At 32.5% G+C, this 18,452-nt stretch carries 15 protein-coding genes; 6 read left to right on the top strand and 9 right to left on the bottom strand.

Annotated features, from left to right (window positions below):
* Positions 1-243: 243 nt before the first annotated feature.
* Entirely contained in the window at positions 244-1,083 is an 840-nt protein-coding gene (locus tag SAZ04_RS10715; protein WP_332694902.1) for a CsxC family protein, read from the bottom strand.
* A 462-nt stretch (positions 1,084-1,545) separates the two neighbouring features.
* Here SAZ04_RS10715 and SAZ04_RS10710 point away from each other — a divergent pair, with 462 nt between their 5' ends.
* Positions 1,546-2,115, top strand: a complete 570-nt coding sequence (locus tag SAZ04_RS10710) for a sulfotransferase family protein (RefSeq protein WP_332694900.1) — start codon at positions 1,546-1,548, stop codon at positions 2,113-2,115.
* 186 nt (positions 2,116-2,301) lie between these two features.
* Here SAZ04_RS10710 and SAZ04_RS10705 read toward each other — a convergent pair whose 3' ends face one another.
* Positions 2,302-3,423 (bottom strand): glycosyltransferase family 61 protein, encoded by a 1,122-nt coding sequence (locus SAZ04_RS10705; RefSeq protein ID WP_332694898.1) that lies wholly within the window; start codon positions 3,421-3,423, stop codon positions 2,302-2,304.
* 212 nt (positions 3,424-3,635) lie between these two features.
* On the opposite strand from SAZ04_RS10705, the gene SAZ04_RS10700 reads away from it, so the two are divergent.
* Complete coding sequence (locus SAZ04_RS10700; RefSeq protein ID WP_332694896.1) at positions 3,636-4,337, top strand: glycosyltransferase family 2 protein; 702 nt, start codon at positions 3,636-3,638, stop codon at positions 4,335-4,337.
* A gap of 1,030 nt (positions 4,338-5,367) precedes the next feature.
* Here SAZ04_RS10700 and SAZ04_RS10695 read toward each other — a convergent pair.
* Entirely contained in the window at positions 5,368-6,159 is a 792-nt protein-coding gene (locus tag SAZ04_RS10695) for a PHP domain-containing protein (RefSeq protein ID WP_332694894.1), read from the bottom strand.
* A 255-nt stretch (positions 6,160-6,414) separates the two neighbouring features.
* On the opposite strand from SAZ04_RS10695, the gene SAZ04_RS10690 reads away from it, so the two are divergent.
* A complete protein-coding gene (locus SAZ04_RS10690; protein ID WP_332694892.1) occupies positions 6,415-8,184 on the top strand; it encodes an SLC13 family permease in 1,770 nt (589 codons plus the stop codon).
* A gap of 86 nt (positions 8,185-8,270) precedes the next feature.
* Here SAZ04_RS10690 and SAZ04_RS10685 read toward each other — a convergent pair whose 3' ends face one another.
* Positions 8,271-9,401, bottom strand: a complete 1,131-nt coding sequence (locus SAZ04_RS10685) for a S8 family peptidase (protein WP_332694890.1) — start codon at positions 9,399-9,401, stop codon at positions 8,271-8,273.
* Between the two features lie 253 nt (positions 9,402-9,654).
* Positions 9,655-10,947 (bottom strand): glycosyltransferase family 2 protein, encoded by a 1,293-nt coding sequence (locus SAZ04_RS10680; RefSeq protein WP_332694888.1) that lies wholly within the window; start codon positions 10,945-10,947, stop codon positions 9,655-9,657.
* Between the two features lie 592 nt (positions 10,948-11,539).
* Here SAZ04_RS10680 and SAZ04_RS10675 point away from each other — a divergent pair.
* Positions 11,540-12,280: a sulfotransferase family 2 domain-containing protein gene (locus SAZ04_RS10675; RefSeq protein WP_332694886.1), complete on the top strand. Its 741-nt coding sequence runs from the start codon at positions 11,540-11,542 to the stop codon at positions 12,278-12,280.
* A 182-nt stretch (positions 12,281-12,462) separates the two neighbouring features.
* On the opposite strand, the gene tnpA is transcribed toward SAZ04_RS10675, so the two are convergent.
* Positions 12,463-12,894, bottom strand: coding sequence for an IS200/IS605 family transposase (tnpA, locus tag SAZ04_RS10670; protein WP_332694884.1), 432 nt, complete (start codon positions 12,892-12,894; stop codon positions 12,463-12,465).
* Positions 12,895-13,743: 849 nt separating this feature from the next.
* Here tnpA and SAZ04_RS10665 point away from each other — a divergent pair.
* Positions 13,744-14,313: a hypothetical protein gene (locus SAZ04_RS10665; protein WP_332694882.1), complete on the top strand. Its 570-nt coding sequence runs from the start codon at positions 13,744-13,746 to the stop codon at positions 14,311-14,313.
* 123 nt (positions 14,314-14,436) lie between these two features.
* Positions 14,437-15,519: a glycosyltransferase family 4 protein gene (locus tag SAZ04_RS10660; protein WP_332694880.1), complete on the top strand. Its 1,083-nt coding sequence runs from the start codon at positions 14,437-14,439 to the stop codon at positions 15,517-15,519.
* A gap of 166 nt (positions 15,520-15,685) precedes the next feature.
* On the opposite strand, the gene SAZ04_RS10655 is transcribed toward SAZ04_RS10660, so the two are convergent.
* From SAZ04_RS10655 to SAZ04_RS10645, 3 genes are all read right to left on the bottom strand, one after another.
* On the bottom strand, positions 15,686-16,435 hold the full coding sequence (locus SAZ04_RS10655) for a sulfotransferase domain-containing protein (RefSeq protein ID WP_332694878.1): 750 nt from the start codon (positions 16,433-16,435) through the stop codon (positions 15,686-15,688).
* Entirely contained in the window at positions 16,428-17,612 is a 1,185-nt protein-coding gene (locus tag SAZ04_RS10650) for a glycosyltransferase (protein ID WP_332694876.1), read from the bottom strand. The genes SAZ04_RS10655 and SAZ04_RS10650 overlap by 8 nt, the downstream gene beginning before the upstream one ends.
* A gap of 125 nt (positions 17,613-17,737) precedes the next feature.
* Positions 17,738-18,451 (bottom strand): glycosyltransferase, encoded by a 714-nt coding sequence (locus tag SAZ04_RS10645; RefSeq protein ID WP_332694874.1) that lies wholly within the window; start codon positions 18,449-18,451, stop codon positions 17,738-17,740.
* Position 18,452 lies beyond the last annotated feature (1 nt).

Genomic DNA, 18,452 nt, shown 5'->3' with positions numbered 1-18,452 from the left:
GTGAGTGGACAAATGTGGTGGGCTTCAGCACATTTTCAACCATTATTTGTATAAAACCAAGAGACGAAGCCGAATTCTAAAAATACCAGTTACCCCCAATTAGAACACATACGCTTTACAAATAACTATAAAAAACAGATAAAGCGCTACATTATAAAGCAATTTTTAAAGAATTAAGTAGACAGAGTGCAATCGTTAAAAATAAGGTATCTCAAAAAATGAGATACCCTATTAACAAAATGACTAAATTCTGTCTCTTAACTCTCGTAATCTCGCACTTACAGTTGTTCCTGTAGCATCACCATTATCGTTACAATTTTCACCTAATGCTACTTGCTGATTTTGTAACAGCTTTATGAAAAGTACTACTTCCATTTTCTCTGTAATTTTATTGAAGCTTCCGCACTTATCAAATTTCTTTAATAGGTCTACTTCATTAATAAATGCTGCTAACAATTTACAATCGATCGGCTCATTAAAGAATTCAAAGTTAATTTGAGAATGTGTGCAGCGGTCTGCTCCATGCCCTTTTTTAGCTCGCTCTCTTCTTTCAAACACAGTATTTTTGACGCTAGGGAAAGCTTTATCAGTCGGATTCACTAGTTCTACTGTTTGATTACAGCTAAAAGGAACATCTACATGATAGTCGCGGATATAACCACTTCCATCAGAATATTGAATATTCTTGTGGATGAAACCTGTGATAAATAAACTTACGAAACCAGGGCCTGAAAGTGATGGAACTGCTTTACATTGTGTTAAGGAAACATTTTTACGGATATTTTTGATTTCACTTGCAGGAGTTGGGAGATGAATATCTGCCTCAACATTAGCTGTTAATTCGATTTCAGCTAAAGCAACAGTTGTATCAATTACAGGAACATTTAATTCGTTACCTTCTAAATCAAAATCAACGGACGTACAACCAATAGCCGTTACCTTTGCTTGGTCACCTGGCTTTTGTGGCGGGCACTTTTCATGTGTCATAGCGTGTTTTTTGGGTACCATACGCTTCTTTCCGGTTTTGGGACTATTTTTAAAACCGTAATTGGTTTTAACAAAACTATTGTTATAGTTTTTCATTTACATCACTCCTTATTTTTTTTATCAAAAAGCAATCTAAAAAGCAGAAAACTTTTTGACATACTTTTTTATATGTTTAATAAGGAAATGTGGTTGGACAAATGTGGTAGTCTTTAGCACATTTAAATCTGATTACAAAAGTTGATAATCGCAAACTACTATTCCTTCCTTTTTCGGTTGATCCACAATAACAACCGGCATGTGTTGAGCCATCATCAAAAAGGTTACATTCAACTACCAACGTACATTTAGGAAGGTCTTCCTTGCTTTATAAATTACCTCTTAGTATTGAATTACCTATTTAAACTACAAGTACACACCAACAATTAAGTCAAACCATATAATATAGCAAGGGTTGGAAGGGAGGAAAATACTATAAAATCTAAATTATTTCTTATACTAAGTCTTCATCGCTCAGGATCTAGTGCTACTGCTGGGGCGTTATACCACTTAGGGGTTAATATGGGCGAACAACTATTAGAAGAAAATTCAGGAAATCCTAAAGGTCATTATGAAAACATTGATATAATGGAATTTAATGATATGATTTTTAAAATAGCAGGAGGGAGTTGGAAAATACCTCCTGCTCGTAAAAAAATAAAAGCTGTTTATTTGCCGCCTAAAAATATTAAAAAATTCCTATTAACCCATGTAAAACCGTTTTGGGGGATAAAAGATCCAAGAATGATGATCACATTTGACTTTTGGAAAAGCCATTTAGAAAATGTATCTGATGTGACGTATGTATTTGTTCATCGTCCTTTCAAAGAATCCGTAAAATCTCTAGCACACCGAGACAACATAACAGAAAAAGATGCTCGAATGATCCTCAAGCCTTATTTAAAAAACAAAAAACATTTCAGAAAAATGTTAGTAGCAAATCAAGCTGATATTATTGATGTCCACTTTCATGAACTCTTAAATAACCCTAGAAGTTTTGTTGCTGAGATTAATTCCAAAATTGGTAAAAAACCTAATGAGGGTATAGAGTCAGTAAGAACTTTTTTAGATAAGTCACTAAAAAAATATTGAATGAAGAACTTTATTGCAAAAAAAATATAATATGCCCTTGAGAACGATTAGATGGATTTATATCCTTACACCTTCAAACAATAAAAAAGTCTGCTGCCAAACTAAGTGACAGCAGATAAAGACAGCCCTGGTAGTAAATATATTATGAATGTTGAGTCAGATTAATGGAAAATAATTAGTATCATTTCAATCAAATTCTTTTAATAATTTCTTTAGCTTTCCTAATTGTACTAACCATTCAGCCCTTACCGCGGGTTTGTTAGCATCAATAGTCTTTCCAATAAAATAACTTAATTGTCCTTTTGTAGAAGTATTAATAAATATATCATTCATTTTGAAAAACGTTTCAGATGCGAGGATTAATTTCTTTACAGATTTCTTTTCAAAAACACAATTATACATTGCAGATCCAGAAGGTCCAGCAATAAATTTAGCATTTCTAAAATAATTTATTTGGTTACTTAAGCTCAATTCCTGAGGATGTATGATATGAAAACCTAGTGAATGAAATAACTCTTCAACTTCTACTTCATTTACTAATAGCCTCCTTTTATTTTTTAATTTAGATCTAGAAACATAAATCTTTTCCGGGCCAACTCCAGTATCATAGTAATCTCCTATCTTTTTCCAAGTTTTATGAGCTAGTGTAGAAGTATATTTTCTTAACACAAAAGACTGAACTGGAATATGCAGTCTTTCACATATGGTCGGTTGATGTAAATAGACAATTTGTTTCTCTTTTATTCCAAGAGCTTTTAAAAAATCTAATTGCCAAAGTTGGTTATCACTCGGATTCATAATAAATTTAAATTGACTAGTATCTATAAAATCCATAATCCACAATCTAGAAACAACCTCTAATAGGAAGTGTCCATATTCTTCTGAGAATTCTCCACTTAAAAATAAACTATCTCCAGGCAGCCAGCTTATTTTTTCCTTTTTTTTCTTAGTTAAATTAAAGCTATTAGTAGTTCCATTATAACGAAGTGATCTATGAGCAGATAATAAACCATAATGTCTGAAACTATCTGGTAATAATTTATTATTATACAAAATGATTTGATTTTCCATACATAATGCATGATTTATACTTGCAAGATAAAATTCTTGAGTTGAACATTTTTTTGGAATCTTTTGTCCTAGCGGTGAGTTTTGTGGAGGAATTAGTTTTAATATTTCTGGCTTTTTTACAATATAAAAACTATTTTCTTGTAACCTCCCTTTTTTATAATCACTAAAATCTTTAACTTGGCAAATTTTTTTATAATCTGTAACTTCAAGCTTCTGAACTTGTTTCTTAGAGGACATGATATCACCTTTTTCAAAAGTATTAAAATAAGCATTACTTAAATCTTATGGCTTTATTTATGAAATAAATTCATCCCCATGACATATGCCAATTAACAAAGGTTTAGAACAGTCCCCCAAACGCTTCGTCCCTAGAATTCATAATATAATTCTATATTGAATTAATTAATATGAAATCCTAAATAAATATTAAACTAAGAAAGTGGTGACGAATGTTGAAAATTACCTGTATTCTCACTAGCTATAACAGACCTAAAGGAGTGCGCGAGGCAGTTGCAAGTGTGCAAAATCAAACATATACAAATTGGGAACTAATTATCGTAGATGATAATTCTAATCAAAATACTAAACAAGTGCTTAAGAGTCTCGTCAAAAAAGATTCTAGATTGAAGCTTATTCAATCAGGCGTAAAAGATTCAGACAGACATAAAACAGTTCGCTACGCAACGTGCATAAACCTGGCTATTCCACATATAACTGGTGATCTTGTAACGTACTTGACAGATGATGATATCTATTACCCGCAAAGGTTTGAGAAAATGGTCAATGTGTTTCAAAACAAACCTAATGTTCATATTGTTTACGGTAAGCAACAAGTTCTTAATATAAATAATAAAGGTAAGGTTGTGAGAAAGTTCATTCGCCCTTTAGTTGGTGTAACCAAACATCCAATGAGCCGAGTTGATCATAATTCTTTTATGCATAGAAGTACTTGTTTTAAAAAAGTAAGAGGCTGGGATGATCATCCTTCTTTATGGAGAAATGCAGATGCTGGGTTCTTCAGAAAATTGGTTGAGTTCTGGAACTTCCATCCAGTAAATTTCATTACTGACGAGCATCGGATCCATCCTAAAGGAATTCAATCGAAAATGAGAAAAAGAAAAAAACCTTGGGCTGAAAAAGATGCAGAATAGCATCAAAGTACAATACACGCCTACCCTTCTTTCTAATGATTAGGCCAAATATTCTCCAGCAAATCATTTTAGGGGATTGATAAAAACTGTGAAAAAAGTTGTTTAAAGGTCTACATTACTTATTCTAGTAAATTCATCTATCAATATGACTTAATCCAAAATCTTAATGATACTTTAAGAAACATTTTTATGATATAAGGAATTGATATTCCAAATAAATTCCCCCAATTATAAACTTGTTGGTTTTTACTACACGCCATATCTAGTCCATTACGTATAACGTGAATATACTTGAAATTCGTAAAATATTTATCCATATATTCTAAATAAATATGAGAATTTGGCTCTTTCCAGCCCTATTCTTTATAAGAAGGATACGTAATTGCTTTAGGAGAAAATATGATTGTTCAACACATTTTCCCAAATTCTATCCATGCATAAAATCTTGAGTAGCTTTCTTAATAAATTTAACTTCATTAGGCTTAAGGTCTTCTTGAGTAGTCATTCTATTTTCAAGAACTTTAAGTCCTTTATAAATCTCATTCCTTTTATTTTACTTCCAATTATACAAGCCTATATCCTTTAGTATAAAGGCTATTAGTCTAATACCACTTCCTCCATCACCGCCATAACTTTATATTTACACTTGAGACAACCAGAGTTTATCGTGAACCTTTTAAATAGATGGATTTTCAACAGAAAAATAACCTTTGAACTTCCTTACTGTATTTCTTCAAAGGTGGTAACTACACCTAAAAATCATCTTTCAATTTACATTCATCTTAGAGTAAAAATTATAATCAATAATTTATTGTATTAATTAATAAAGCAAAGAGTTCACACTTTACCCTAAGACTGTAAATAATAAGTAAATAGACGACAAAAGGAGCATTGCGAGCATGATACTTTCGAAATAAAAAAAACCAATGATAACTCCTATAGGAGTTATCATTGGGTTGAGTTCTAGTTGGAGAGAAACTCTTCCGCATGGCATGCAGGGCCACTGGCAGGCGGACTATTCAACTCAACATTATTTTTTCCCGAATTGACCTAACTGATGGTCATCATTATGAAAATCAGAACCACCTGTCATCAATATATCAAACTCTATTGCCATACTTTTATATTGCTCATTATGATTTTCATTTTGACTTCTATGCCATACTTCAATACCATCAAAGCCAAATGTTAATAGTTCTCTCACAATATTATCATCACCAATATAAACAGGATGAGCTAAAACTGCTTTTCCCCCAGCTTTGTGAATAAGACATATCCCTTCTGTTGGCGATAAAATCATTTTATCAATTGCACAAGGCTTCCCGTCCGCTAAATAATCATCAAATACAGTTTGATAATTAGTAATATAACCTTTTTTCACAATTGCTTTAGCTATATGAGGCCTGGCAATTACCCCGTCTTCACTAAATTCTTTTACTTCTTCCAATGTGATTGTAAAGCCTAATTCATTAAATTTATCAATTATTCTCTTCGCTCTTTCTTCCCGTCCTTCTCGCATACGTAACAGAATGTTATTTAATTCTTCCCCTGCTGTTATGTTATACCCTAATATATCTATGCTTTTTCCTTTATATTTTGTGCTAAGCTCAATTGCTGGGATTACTTGAACTCCAAACTCTATCCCAGCTTTTTGAGCTTCTTCAACCCCCTCAAGTGTATCATGGTCTGTTATGGCAACCGTTTTTAAACCAGCCTCTTTTGCTTTTTTTATAACATCCGTTGGAGAATAGTCCCCATCAGATGCTTTCGTATGCACATGTAAATCAAAATGACCTGCTTTAATTATTTTTTTGAAATCCACTATCAAAACCCCATTCGCTTTAAATTTAAAAGAATTACTTCTAAATGAATTAATGTTCAAAAAAGGAAATAACCGTCCTTTTTGAACTACATCTTACAGTCTATTATTAAATACCAGAATGTGTATAGTTTCATATGTACTTCCATGATAGATTTCTTAAAAAAAGGCATAGACGTTCATTCAAAAAATGAACCAAAACATTAGTACATGCATATTTATTATATATGATCTGAATATATATGTTGGAGTGTTTCTATGTCATTTATCACAATTACAGTAAGCGTTGTTTTAATTCTCATGTTTATTAGTTTAATAAAAGAATGGTACTCACCTGAAGTAACCGTTTTTTTAGCACTGTCGATTTTTATCCTTTCAGGAGTTCTACCACTTAATGAAGCATTTGAAGGATTTTCGAATCCTGCAGTCCATACCATTGCCTTATTAATGGTTATTGCATATGCTGCGCAAAAAAGTGGTGTCGTTCCAAAAGTCCTCACAAAAATACTAGGTAAAAATAAAAGAATCTCAATTGTTTTAATGAAAATCATGTTGCCGGTATCTTTCTTATCTGCCTTTATGAACAATACACCTATCGTTGCAATGCTAACTCCCATTATCCATAAATGGGGAATTCAACATAAAATCTCACCTTCAAAACTATTAATTCCTTTATCATACGCTGCCATCATTGGTGGGACCGTTACATTAATAGGAACATCGACAAATTTACTTGTTCATGGTTTGTTGCAACAGGTAGGACATCAAGGATTTTCAATGTTTCAGTTTACATTAATCGGGATTCCACTCTTTGTTGTTACTCTGCTTTATATGATGTTATATGGTCATAAGCAATTACCTAATAATAAAGATTTAATTGAAGCCTACCAGTCTAAAAGTAATGAATATACGATTGAAGTAAAAGTGACATCTGAATCCACATGGATCGGAAAAACCGTAAAAAAAGTAAATCTTAGAGCATTACACGATATATTCTTAATTCAAATTATTCGTAATAACAATGCTATTACTCCTGCTTCTAGTTACGAAGTGATCCAAGCAAATGATGTTCTTATTTTTTCCGGGAATATAGATAGCATTATGAACTTAAATAATATAAAAGGATTAAAACTCACAGCTCCAAACGAAGATCTTAACTCAGCTTACAAACGATACGATAATAATTTAGTTGAAGTCGTTATTTCTCACTCCTCTCCATTAGTTAATAAAAAGATTAAAGATACGAACTTTAGAGCACAATACAATTCTGTCATTGTTGCTGCGCGAAAAAAAAACCAACAAATTTCATCAGGCATTGGAAATATAACGATAAAACCCGGAGACACCTTACTACTTTTAACAGGCAAGGACTTCATGAAATCTTGGGCTAATTCCCGTCATTTTTATTTGGTTTCGGATGTAAATGCATCCGAAAGTTCACGTCCTGAAAAAGCAAAAATAATTATTCCTACATTATTTGGAGTAATAATTTTAGCATCGTTACAAATATTACCCATTCTTAAAGCTGCATTAATTGGCATTATTGTTTTAGTTGTTACAAAATCAATTACAACATCAGAAGTAAAAAGAGCGATTGATTGGGGAATCTTGATCCTTATTTCTTCAGCAATAGGGATTGCAAAAGCTGTAGAAGAAGCCGGTTTACCAATGCTCATTACAAACCTTTTAAACTTTGAAAAACCAGTAAACCTGCTTATTCTCTGTTTTGTCTTCTACTTTTTAACTCTAATCTTGACCGAAATGATAAGTAATATTGCTGCTGCTGCTCTCATGTTTCCAATTGTATTTTCCATCGCTACTCAGTTCGGATACAATCCTGAACTGTTTGCCATCATTATTGCAATTGCTGCCTCTTGTAGCTTTATAACCCCAATAGGCTACCAAACTAATTTACTAGTTTTTGGGCCAGGAGGATATAAATTTACTGATTTCTTTAAAGTAGGTTTTCCACTAAGTATCTTATGTATGCTTATAACTGTTTTTCTCGCAGTATTTATTTGGGGGTAAAAGATGAAAGTTTTTTTACTACGGTGTGGCGTTTTTAGCGGCCACACCTTATTTTTTTTTAAAAAGATAATCCCATATACTTGGAATTATCGGTTTCTTCTATTATTTCGCGCAATAACCATCGATTTATAAGCATTAATTCTTCCATGCTTATATAATCGACCTGTTCCAGGTACAGAGACTGCTCCCTTTTGAATAATTCGAACAACTTGGCGATTGTTTAAGTTAGGATTGGTTGCATAGATTAAAGCCGCCAAACCACTAACAAACGGGGTAGACATTGAGGTTCCCGACAGCGAGCAGTAATCCAAACAACTGATTTCGTTAGAATGATTCGGTGCAGTTGATAATATTTTCACACCAGGTGCTGCAACATCTACCCACTTTGCACCATAATTAGAAAACCTCGCTTTTCTATCATTTTTATTAGTTGCAGCAACACTAACAACTGGATTATAGGCAGCTGGAAACTCCCTTGTATTCGACGAATTATTTCCTGCTGCAGCGATTATCACAACTCTCTTTTCTCTCCAGGCATATAGTACCGCGCTTCCTAGAAGTTTAGAATGAGCACTGCTGCCAAGGCTCATGTTAATGACCTTAGCATCTTGATTTGCAGCAAAGACAATTCCTTGAGCGACCCAGCTTACTAATCCAAATCCTTGATCGCCCAAAACTTTGATGTTCATTAACGAAGCGGCATTATAACTCATCCCCGCGATTCCACGAGCGTTATTTGTAATCGTACAGGCAATTCCTGCCACATGAGTTCCATGTCCATTTAAGTCATCAACTGTATGTGAATCAGTAAAGTTTCGATTAACGATAATCTTGTTAGATAAATCCCTATGATTTTGGTCAATCCCCGAGTCCAAAATAGCAATTGAAACCCTTCGTAGATTTCTTCTAGCAATACTCCAAGCTTTCGAAGCTGATACTTTTGGTAATCCCCATTGTTGTGTAAAACCTGGATCATTAGGCATTGCTTTTCCTTTAATAGGATTGGTCTTTACAACGGTATCAAATTCTACAAATTCAACTCCTTCGCAGCATAAATACCACTTTCTACACTTGTCCATATCGTTTCCGGTAATGACTACATAACAATTCAATTCATCAATACAGTCAACCATGGTTGAGCCAACTTGTTGATGAATTTTCATACAGTGGTCCTTTGAAACATTAGAATTAAATTTAACAATTAACCGATTATTCATCACCCAACTCCCTTCCCTATTACTCTATCTGTATTCACAAAAGTAAAAGTAGTAAGGGTGTATGGTTAGAAATAGAAAAAATGTACTTCCTCTCTCCTTCTCACATTACTATACGTCTGGTCTTATAATGTAATCCCAAATCCAGGTGGGAAATGAATTTCATTTCCCGCCTTTCTTTTCTAGTTTATTGATTACTTGAGATTAAATATCCCAGTCGACAATTTTGGATATAACAAAAAAGCTCTTCCATCGACTATTTCCACTTTTTCGCCTTCCACTCAAGTAAATTACCTTTGTTATAAAAATTAAATTCATTTTGATTCAAAACTATTGCTTTTTGTGGCCCGAGTTTTAATTTATTAGTCTCCCTAGAATGAATTGGATATAAAATATTTTGTTCACTAATATAAATATTCGACCTATATTTAAATAGTAAACCACCAGGCAACGGCATGTGTTTACTAAAATTAACAGAAATAGGTTCCCCATTTGGAATTTTTTCTAAAAAGGATCTAGTCATCTCTATGATTTCGTTCGCTTGAAAATGAAACTTCCTAAATGCCTTTATACTAATAATATGCCTTTTTTTATTACCTTCTATATAATAGATATGTGGCTGATTATATGCCTTTAAAAGCCTATTATTTGGGAAGAATTCGTGTCTATCAAAAATAGAATGGTCAATCTTTATTCCTTCTTGATACTTAAATAATATTGGATCTGGAATTTCAACAACCTTTTCCGGCTTGTATCGTAATACCTTAAACATTTCATCAGAAATTTCCCTTCTCTTATTTCCTTCAATTAAAAAAGTAGTTGATCCTAGACCTTTTACTAATGTTCCAGAAGGGATTCTTTCAGGTAAAAAAGCGTTTAAATTCTGAAAAGAATTGGGACCCTTTAAACAAACATCCAAAACATTATGAATTGGATAAAATAAAGTAAAATCAGTTAACCTTTTCCAAAACGCTGCATCAGCATTATGCCAATTAGAAGGGTGGTCATCCCAATAACTTTTGTATTTATTGTATATATCATCAAGTAAACTTCGACGGTGCATAACAGAGCAATGGTCTACTATATTCTGAGGTTTTCTCAGCACTCCTTCTGTTGACCTAATACGTTCTGAAATTACGTTTAATTGTTTATCAACGATTTTAACTGATTGTTTCGAATAAACTACCCCAATATTTTGATGTTCATCTAAATATTGAACCATTTCCTTGAGCCTATTAGGTAAATATAAATTATCATCTGTTAAATAAGAAATATATTCCCCTTTTGAGTAAGCAATTGCTTCATTAATTAACGTAGCATACCTTGTTGTTTTATACCTATCTTCATCTTCTATATAACTATTGTAATAATGAATTTGCGGATGTTTTAAATAGGTTTGAATAACATTTTGTGTTTCCTCGTTTGAAGCATCGTCCATAATATAAAGTTCCCAATCTTGAAAAATTTGATTAATTACACTCTCAATGGCATCTCCTACCGAATTTGGCTTATTATAGCTTGTTAGAATAATCGTTACTTTTGGCTTCACCAGTTACACCTTCTTTTCCCACTTTCATACTCCATACCTTTATTATATGAATAGAGGAAATGTCATGTGTATCATGTAGTACATTTTTTGACTGTACTGTTCGATGTTAGTTCACTATTTCAAAAAAATTATTTTTCATTTAAACAAAAAAGTGACAAGTCCAAAAACCTCATCACTTTTTGTATCGTTACTAAATTAGCTAATCGCTTCTGCAGTTAAGGTAATTTGGTCCTATAATTTTCACTTTGTTACCCGCAGCAGCAGTAGCTGGACCTAATTGAGCAGTTAACTCATAAGTGTCATCCCCACCAGTTGGTTCATCATCTACAGTTATTAAGCTAGTTAGGGTGAATTTATCATCTCCGCTAAACGTATTTTTCTCTAGCCCTCTTGCAACAAGTTGTCCATTTCTACTAAGTTATACAATTACACCAGTTCCCCTAGATCCACCCGAATGAAAACCAAAAGCAGAATCTAATTTAACAACCGAGCTTCCTGTTATGGTGTTAGCTAATTCCACTCTAAATTAAGAAACCGGACTAGAACAGTTAAATGGATCTTAGAATAAAATATGTAAAAAGGGGGTGTTGAAGTGCCAGCTACGAATAACTCTAAAAATGGAACAGTCATTTTCATACACATTCCCAAAACTGGTGGCCTTACATTGCGGAGAATTCTAGATAATCAATACCCTAAACATGAACGTTATCGCTTTCCAAAAACAAAGCCAAACCCATTTTATAAGCTTACTAAGAATGAATTAAATTCTATAAATTGTTTATATGGTCATTTTAAATATGGAATTCATTCTAAACTCACCAAACCATTTACCTACATTACTGTACTAAGAGATCCTGTAGAACGAGTAATCTCCACCTATTTTTTCATACTTCAAAATTCTAAAAATCGTATGCATCATACTGTTAAACAAATGACGTTTGAAGAATTTGTCGCAAGTGACCATTCACCTGTTTCTAATCATCAGACTCGTTTTGTTTCGGGTAAGAGCATTCCGGATTTAGAAGTTGCTAAGAAAAATCTCGAGAAGCATTTTGCTGTGGTCGGGATAACCGAAATGTATGCTCAATCCATATTTTTGATGAGTAAACACCTTGGTTGGAATAATGTTCAATATACAAAGAAAAACATAACAAAACACCGATTGAAGCAAAATGATTTTTCAAAGGAAACGATTGAATTGATTAGAAAGAAGAATGAACTTGATATTAAATTGTATGAGTATGCTAAGCAACTACTGCAAAAACGAATGGATGGACTTAATCCAGCCTGCAAAGAACAATTAGCAAATTTCGTTAAACGTCATGTGAATTAATGAGAAGTTAGACTAGCAACGAAAATGCGCCTTTCCAAGGGGAAGGCGCATTTTCGTTTTTAAACGACCACCTGCTAAAGCAGGTGGATTTGGACATAAAATATCTACGACTAAAGTCGTTTCTTAAGACTGAAGTCATCTTAAAGGCCTATATGCTTAACCACACTAAACTTTAACTAAACTCACTCTTCTATCGTGAATATGTCGTTCTTTTCTTCATTGAATTGGTTTGCAATATAATTTCTTATTGTCTCTTCATCTACTGTTCCTACTGTGGCACAAAAATAGCCCCTTGCCCATAAGTGCTGGCCCCAATATTTCTTTTTCAATTCAGGAAATTGATCCTGAAGAAGCCTTGATGATCTCCCTTTTAGGTACTGTATAATTTTACTTGGGGCAAGGTTCGGTGGACATGATAACAATAAGTGGATGTGATCTTTTCCAACACTTCCTTGCAAGATGGTGATTCCTCTTGCTTCACATCCTTGCCTGATTAATTCTCGTGTTCTTACGGCAATCGGACCACGTAACACCTTATATCTATATTTTGTAACCCAGATTACATGAAACTTGATGTCAAAGACTGCATGACTATTCTTCTTATATCCGTCCATACTTTCACCTCACACCTTAAGTATGGACATCGAAGTATAAGGCTAAAAGCGTATACCGTCTAAAGACGGTGGAGTTAGACCACGCGTTTGGAAATTAAATTCTTCGTTATTTGATTTAATCAAAAAACCACCCCTTATAAATTTAAATCCTAGGTCTTTATATTGAAGTTTCATACAGTGAAATTCGCAATTTATATTAAACTAACCCTTAAATTATATTCAACTTTTCCTTACTCTATTTTATTAACAAAAGCGAAAGTGGTTAGTGTATGTGTCACGAAATGAGAAAATATCTCAAGTTTAAAAAACTTTTCAGACGTTGAAATCAGGAGGAACTAACACTCCGTAGAGTTTAAAAATAAAAATAAGCAACCGCACTAGAACAACATAACGGATAATCGAATAAATATATATAAAGGAACTTTTCTTAAGAATCTAAGGTTAGAACAAACTTCATGTACATTCAAGTTAAACCCATTTTCACCGTTTTTTCAATTATTCAAAAGCAAGCTTAAGCAATATGAACATCTATTCAAATGCAAGTCGCTTGTTTAACCGAGTCTAAATCGATAATGATCACTTGATGAATTCTGTTTTAATATATATTCCTAGTTTTGAAATTCAAAAATTTTATTTATCACTATTAAGATAAATATTGACTATTTGACTATATCTAACATCCCTTACTAAATAAATTTTTTCAGTAGAAAGAAGGTGATCTTTTGCACAATGAAAAAGTTTTAATCCTAGTGCATATACCCAAAACAGCTGGGGCTTCATTAACCTCCATACTCCATAATACGTTCGCAGTATAAATCACATGAAATTTTTTCCACCAGCAATCCAACTTTGAATATAGTAAGCAATATTAATAAAAATACTAAATGCATCTTAGGACATAACAAATTTAGCCAACACAAAAAATGGGGATCCCCTCTCTACATTACAATGCTGAGAGATCCTATTGAACGTGTCATCTCACACTATTATTATTTCAAACATGTGTTAAACAATAAATTAGCAAATGAATATAGTTTAGAAGAATTTTCAAAATTAGATCGGTTTTCTAATATGCAAACACACTACATTACAGGCGATGACCCTAATTTAGAAAAAGCAATTAATAATTTGAAAACTTTTGCATTTTTTGGGATTACAGAAATGTTTAAAGAATCATTATTTTTAATGAAAAATACCTTTGGATGGGAGACAATTGATTACAGTAGAGGCAATGTAAATAACAAAAAACTCAAAAAAGAATCTATACCGAAGGAAACTATTGAACAAATAGAAAAAGCGAACCTTATTGATATCCAACTTTATCAATGGGCTAAAGAAAATTTGAAAAATCGAATAGAAACATTAGATAAAAAATCCAAAATTGAACTAGCAACATGGGTTAAGTCATTCAAACCATAACATCACAATAAATTATTGTCATTAAGCGTCCCTCTTAACTCTCCTGTTTATCCAAAAATTCTTGGATCTAATTTTATTGAATACACTTATAATCTATATAAATTTAAATAGGAGCTGGTTCATATGAATATATTATTTACTTTCTTTATCCCAAGCGGCGGAGTTGAAACGTTAAATAGACAGCGCTTTTACGCTCTAACTCCTCGAGGAGTTAATTGTCATTTTTTATATCTACAAAAAGGAATCGGACTACAAAATAAAATAGATGCACCAATTTTTGTTACAAACAATGATGATGAAATTAAAGATATTATACAAAAATGGAATTATGATGCAATCGTTGTTGGTTCAGATCTTTTGTTACAAAAAAAAATAAAGGAGAATGGTTATCAAGGTTTGTTAATATATGAAATTCAAGGTTTAGGTACTAATAAAGAATATGCTGATTATTTTTTAAAAAATCATGCAGCTCCTATTTTAAATCAATATTGTGATGCTATTTTATATCCCAAAACCCCTCATTTGATTGCAGCATTCGAAAAACAATTTCCAAATATACCTAAATATTGCTTTCACAACAGTTTTAATCTTAAAGAGTTTCAATATCAAAAACACCCCAAAAACCCTAACCCAATTATAGGTTGGGTAGGTCGTCTAGAAGAAAATAAAAATTGGAGGGATTTCCTAACTATTGGCGCGGAATTATTAAAGGAATATCCTTCTATCCAACTTTGGATGTTCGAAGACAATACATTAGCAACAAAAGATGCGCGGATTGCATTTCAGCAAAAAGTTAATGATTTAAAATTGAAAAACAACTTAAAAATTTTTGCAAATCAACCTCATAGTGAGATGGCTGGTTTTTTTTCAAAAATAGGTGATTCTGGAGGATTTCTTTGTTCTACTTCTAGAGTTGAGGGATTTGGATATGCAGTGCTAGAAGCAATGGTTTGTAGGTGTCCAGTTTTATCTACCGATTCGGATGGAGTAAAGAGTTTCATTAAACATAACAAGACCGGAAAATTTTTTGAATTTGGAAATATTACTCAAGCCGTAACCGAAGCAATAGAATTAATGAATAACATAAGTTTAAGAGAAAGAATCAGACGGACTGGTGTTAAACACATTGAAGTACATTTTTCTCCTGATCAATACGCAAACCATTTTTTAAAGATGATTACAGAATTAAAGAAAAAATATAAATAAGCAATTATATCCCTTCAGCGAAAGTAAACTGAAGGGATGATTAAAAAGATCTTCAACACTTTCTTGAATTATCATCCTAATTATGCTCTTAACTTCTCTTTTCAAAATAAATCATTATTTTCCCGTAGACTTGTAAAACATTCACATTCTATGCGGTTACAAGGCCCTACCAGTTATTATCTTTTTCATATTCAAAATCAATTAAGAAATCGCCTGTAATTTTCTTGAAGGTTTCTTTGTGCTCCATGGTAAATTCATCTTTCCAGCTTCCAATTTTCCCACTGCGAAATGTCCAAGATTTCTTAGGATCATTATTTTCCTTCATTAATTTTAATAGATGAAACTTATCTAATTGCGTTTCATTTGAATCTTCGAATAAGTAATCTATGATACTAAGCACTACTTTATCGACAGATTTTTCATCTATCAAATCTTCAAATTTCAGACTGCATATCGATGTTACCTTTGCCCACTCATAGATCGAACGAAGTTCTTGATAAACTCCTGGATAATGTAGTAATCCCCATTTATTGTTTTTTTCTTCATCCACTAGATCTATTCCGCAGATTAAAGCGTTTAATTGTTCATCTTTTGAAACCAACCGAGTTTTAAAAACTCGGTGAAGAGGGTGATCATGAAATTTATTATTAATAAAATGTCTTAAAGAAACAGTTACATCACGTAAATCACGATAAATAAACAATTGTTTAATTTCTTGTTGTTTTAGTTTATATAAAGTATCCTTATCGAATGGTAGATGAGCTGTTACAAATGCCCCCTGTTTGATGTGAAAGAGATCTTTTTCTTGCACTCTCTTTAGATTGGGGATCCCTTCAATAATTTGTAATAATAAATTGGTACCACTTTTTGGTACAGAATTAATAAATATCTTGGGAATTCTATATAGATTAATCATTTTGTACTCCTCTTAGTTTCATTAGTTTCTCAGTTTGGTATAAAGTAGCTACCACTAAATCCTTCACACTCTTAATGCGGCTCAAGCTTCCTTTTTTTTCAATATTTTCATTAATTTGATTAAATTTAATTACCCGATATTCTAAATCCGAAACTGAAGAAGGAAAATCCCCTTCTCCATAAATGAGTGTAAGTGGAGTATTAGCATATTGGATTCCTTTTTGGATAGCTTCTTCTTCTGTTCCACCCGGTAAACTAATAAATTGTATCCTTGGATCCTCAATATGTTTCAGAATCTGAGTTGCTGTTTGATTAATACTTTGATCTATAATCAATAATTTATAATTACTAAATGTCTGTTCTAACAGTTCTTCTAATTTTTTAATTGTTCTACCCATACGATATTGAACAGGATAAATAATAGTTAACATAAACGGAATATTTCTTCGATTTCTAGCTTGGTGTCTTGCAAGATTATATACATATCTCCACCTTCTATGATGTTCCTTGGAGTTTTTTATTTGAGCCGAGATACTTAATGGAGAATTTGTCCTATATTCCATCAAAACTTCAGGTATATACTTGATATCACAAATTTCAGTCAGCCGAAGCCAGTACTCATAATCTTCAACTGGTTCAAATTTATATCCATCAATCATTGTTGCACATTGCTTTTTATACATAAATGAAACTCCAATAAAACAAAAATCAAGTAATTTATCCTTTGGTTGATCTTGATATTTAATGAACAACTCTATTTGTGGTTCCCTTAAAAATTCCCCATTAGCATCTATATGTTGGAAGCTGCTGTAAGAAAGACCGATATTATCTGGAGAGGTTTCTAGTGCATTTCTGAGTTTTTCAATAAAAGTTGGGTAATAAATATTATCACTTGAAACCCATGTTAAATATTTGACTTCTTTAACCTCCATTAAAAATTCAAATCCGGTATTTAATGCTTTAGCTACTCCTTCATTTTTTTCTTTAATAATAAGCTGTACTCGTTGATCCCCGCTTGTAATATCTCTAATCACTTTTACCGTTTCACTAGGAGCATCGTCCGAGACAATTACAAAATAATAGTCTTTAAAACTTTGTTCTAGTATAGAACGTAATGCTAGTTCTAAATAGATGGGATCTTGCTTGTATACCGGCATTACAATACCTACATCCCTCACATGTATTCACTCCCAGTATTTTTTATTTTTTCCTTCAGCTTGGCGTTATAATATGGATGGTAATATTTAAATTCCTCGACAACGTGAGAGTCTCCCCCTTTAGGAGGCGCTTTTTGAGACTTTTACTACAGGAATGGCTCCCTCCTTTTCAAAGCAGTATTTCGATGTTTTCTTTTAACTTGAGCAAATTCCTTAATAAGCGGTACTCTTTTTTTTTTCGTTGTCATTTTTTCATGGATACGATACAGCACAAGCGGCTCATCTAAATAATAAAACTGATATAGCTGTGCTGCACGTAACCAGTAATCATAGTCATGAGCGTAACGAATCTTTTCATTAAATAAACCAACTTTTGAAAAAACATCCTTTCGTATCACGATCGTGGAGCCATTGACAAAACAGTTTTTTTGGAGATTCCGATAAAATTCTTTATGATCTCTAAAATAAAATTGACCATCAACCTTTCCACTTACTGGAACTGTCCTTTCGTTTACTAATATATAAGGTGAGTAACAGATTGAAGCGTTTTTTTCTTTCATGAAGAATAATTGTTTTGAAATTTTCGAAGGTTGAAATACGTCATCAGAACTAAGCCACATAATGTAATCCCCACTAGCATTTTTTATCCCTGTATTTAATGCTGATGCTGTTCCTCCATTAGGCTTTTTTATATATTTGATTCGATTTACATATTTTTTTACTTTATTAACATATTTTGTTGAACCATCATCAACTACAATAATTTCTATATTTGAATAATTTTGGTTAAGCGCACTTTCAATGGCCTCATTTACATATTGGCAATTATAGAATGGAATAATAATAGATACTTTATCCATT

The sequence above is a fragment of the Halalkalibacter lacteus genome, from assembly GCF_036663595.1.
GTDB lineage: Bacteria > Bacillota > Bacilli > Bacillales > Bacillaceae_D > Halalkalibacter > Halalkalibacter lacteus.
Note: the sequence above shows the minus strand (reverse complement) of the source record. Positions and strands in the feature narration are given on the sequence as shown.

What these genes read in the sequence shown, in the direction of transcription:
- SAZ04_RS10710 (WP_332694900.1), top strand. Translation starts at nt 1,546, where the DNA reads ATGGGCGAACAACTATTAGAAGAAAATTCAGGAAATCCTAAAGGTCAT.
- SAZ04_RS10705 (WP_332694898.1), bottom strand. Translation starts at nt 3,423, where the DNA reads ATGTCCTCTAAGAAACAAGTTCAGAAGCTTGAAGTTACAGATTATAAA.
- SAZ04_RS10700 (WP_332694896.1), top strand. Translation starts at nt 3,636, where the DNA reads ATGTTGAAAATTACCTGTATTCTCACTAGCTATAACAGACCTAAAGGA.
- SAZ04_RS10685 (WP_332694890.1), bottom strand. Translation starts at nt 9,401, where the DNA reads ATGAATAATCGGTTAATTGTTAAATTTAATTCTAATGTTTCAAAGGAC.
- SAZ04_RS10655 (WP_332694878.1), bottom strand. Translation starts at nt 16,435, where the DNA reads ATGATTAATCTATATAGAATTCCCAAGATATTTATTAATTCTGTACCA.
- SAZ04_RS10690 (WP_332694892.1), top strand. Translation starts at nt 6,415, where the DNA reads ATGTCATTTATCACAATTACAGTAAGCGTTGTTTTAATTCTCATGTTT.
- tnpA (WP_332694884.1), bottom strand. Translation starts at nt 12,894, where the DNA reads ATGGACGGATATAAGAAGAATAGTCATGCAGTCTTTGACATCAAGTTT.
- SAZ04_RS10645 (WP_332694874.1), bottom strand. Translation starts at nt 18,451, where the DNA reads ATGGATAAAGTATCTATTATTATTCCATTCTATAATTGCCAATATGTA.
- SAZ04_RS10715 (WP_332694902.1), bottom strand. Translation starts at nt 1,083, where the DNA reads ATGAAAAACTATAACAATAGTTTTGTTAAAACCAATTACGGTTTTAAA.
- SAZ04_RS10660 (WP_332694880.1), top strand. Translation starts at nt 14,437, where the DNA reads ATGAATATATTATTTACTTTCTTTATCCCAAGCGGCGGAGTTGAAACG.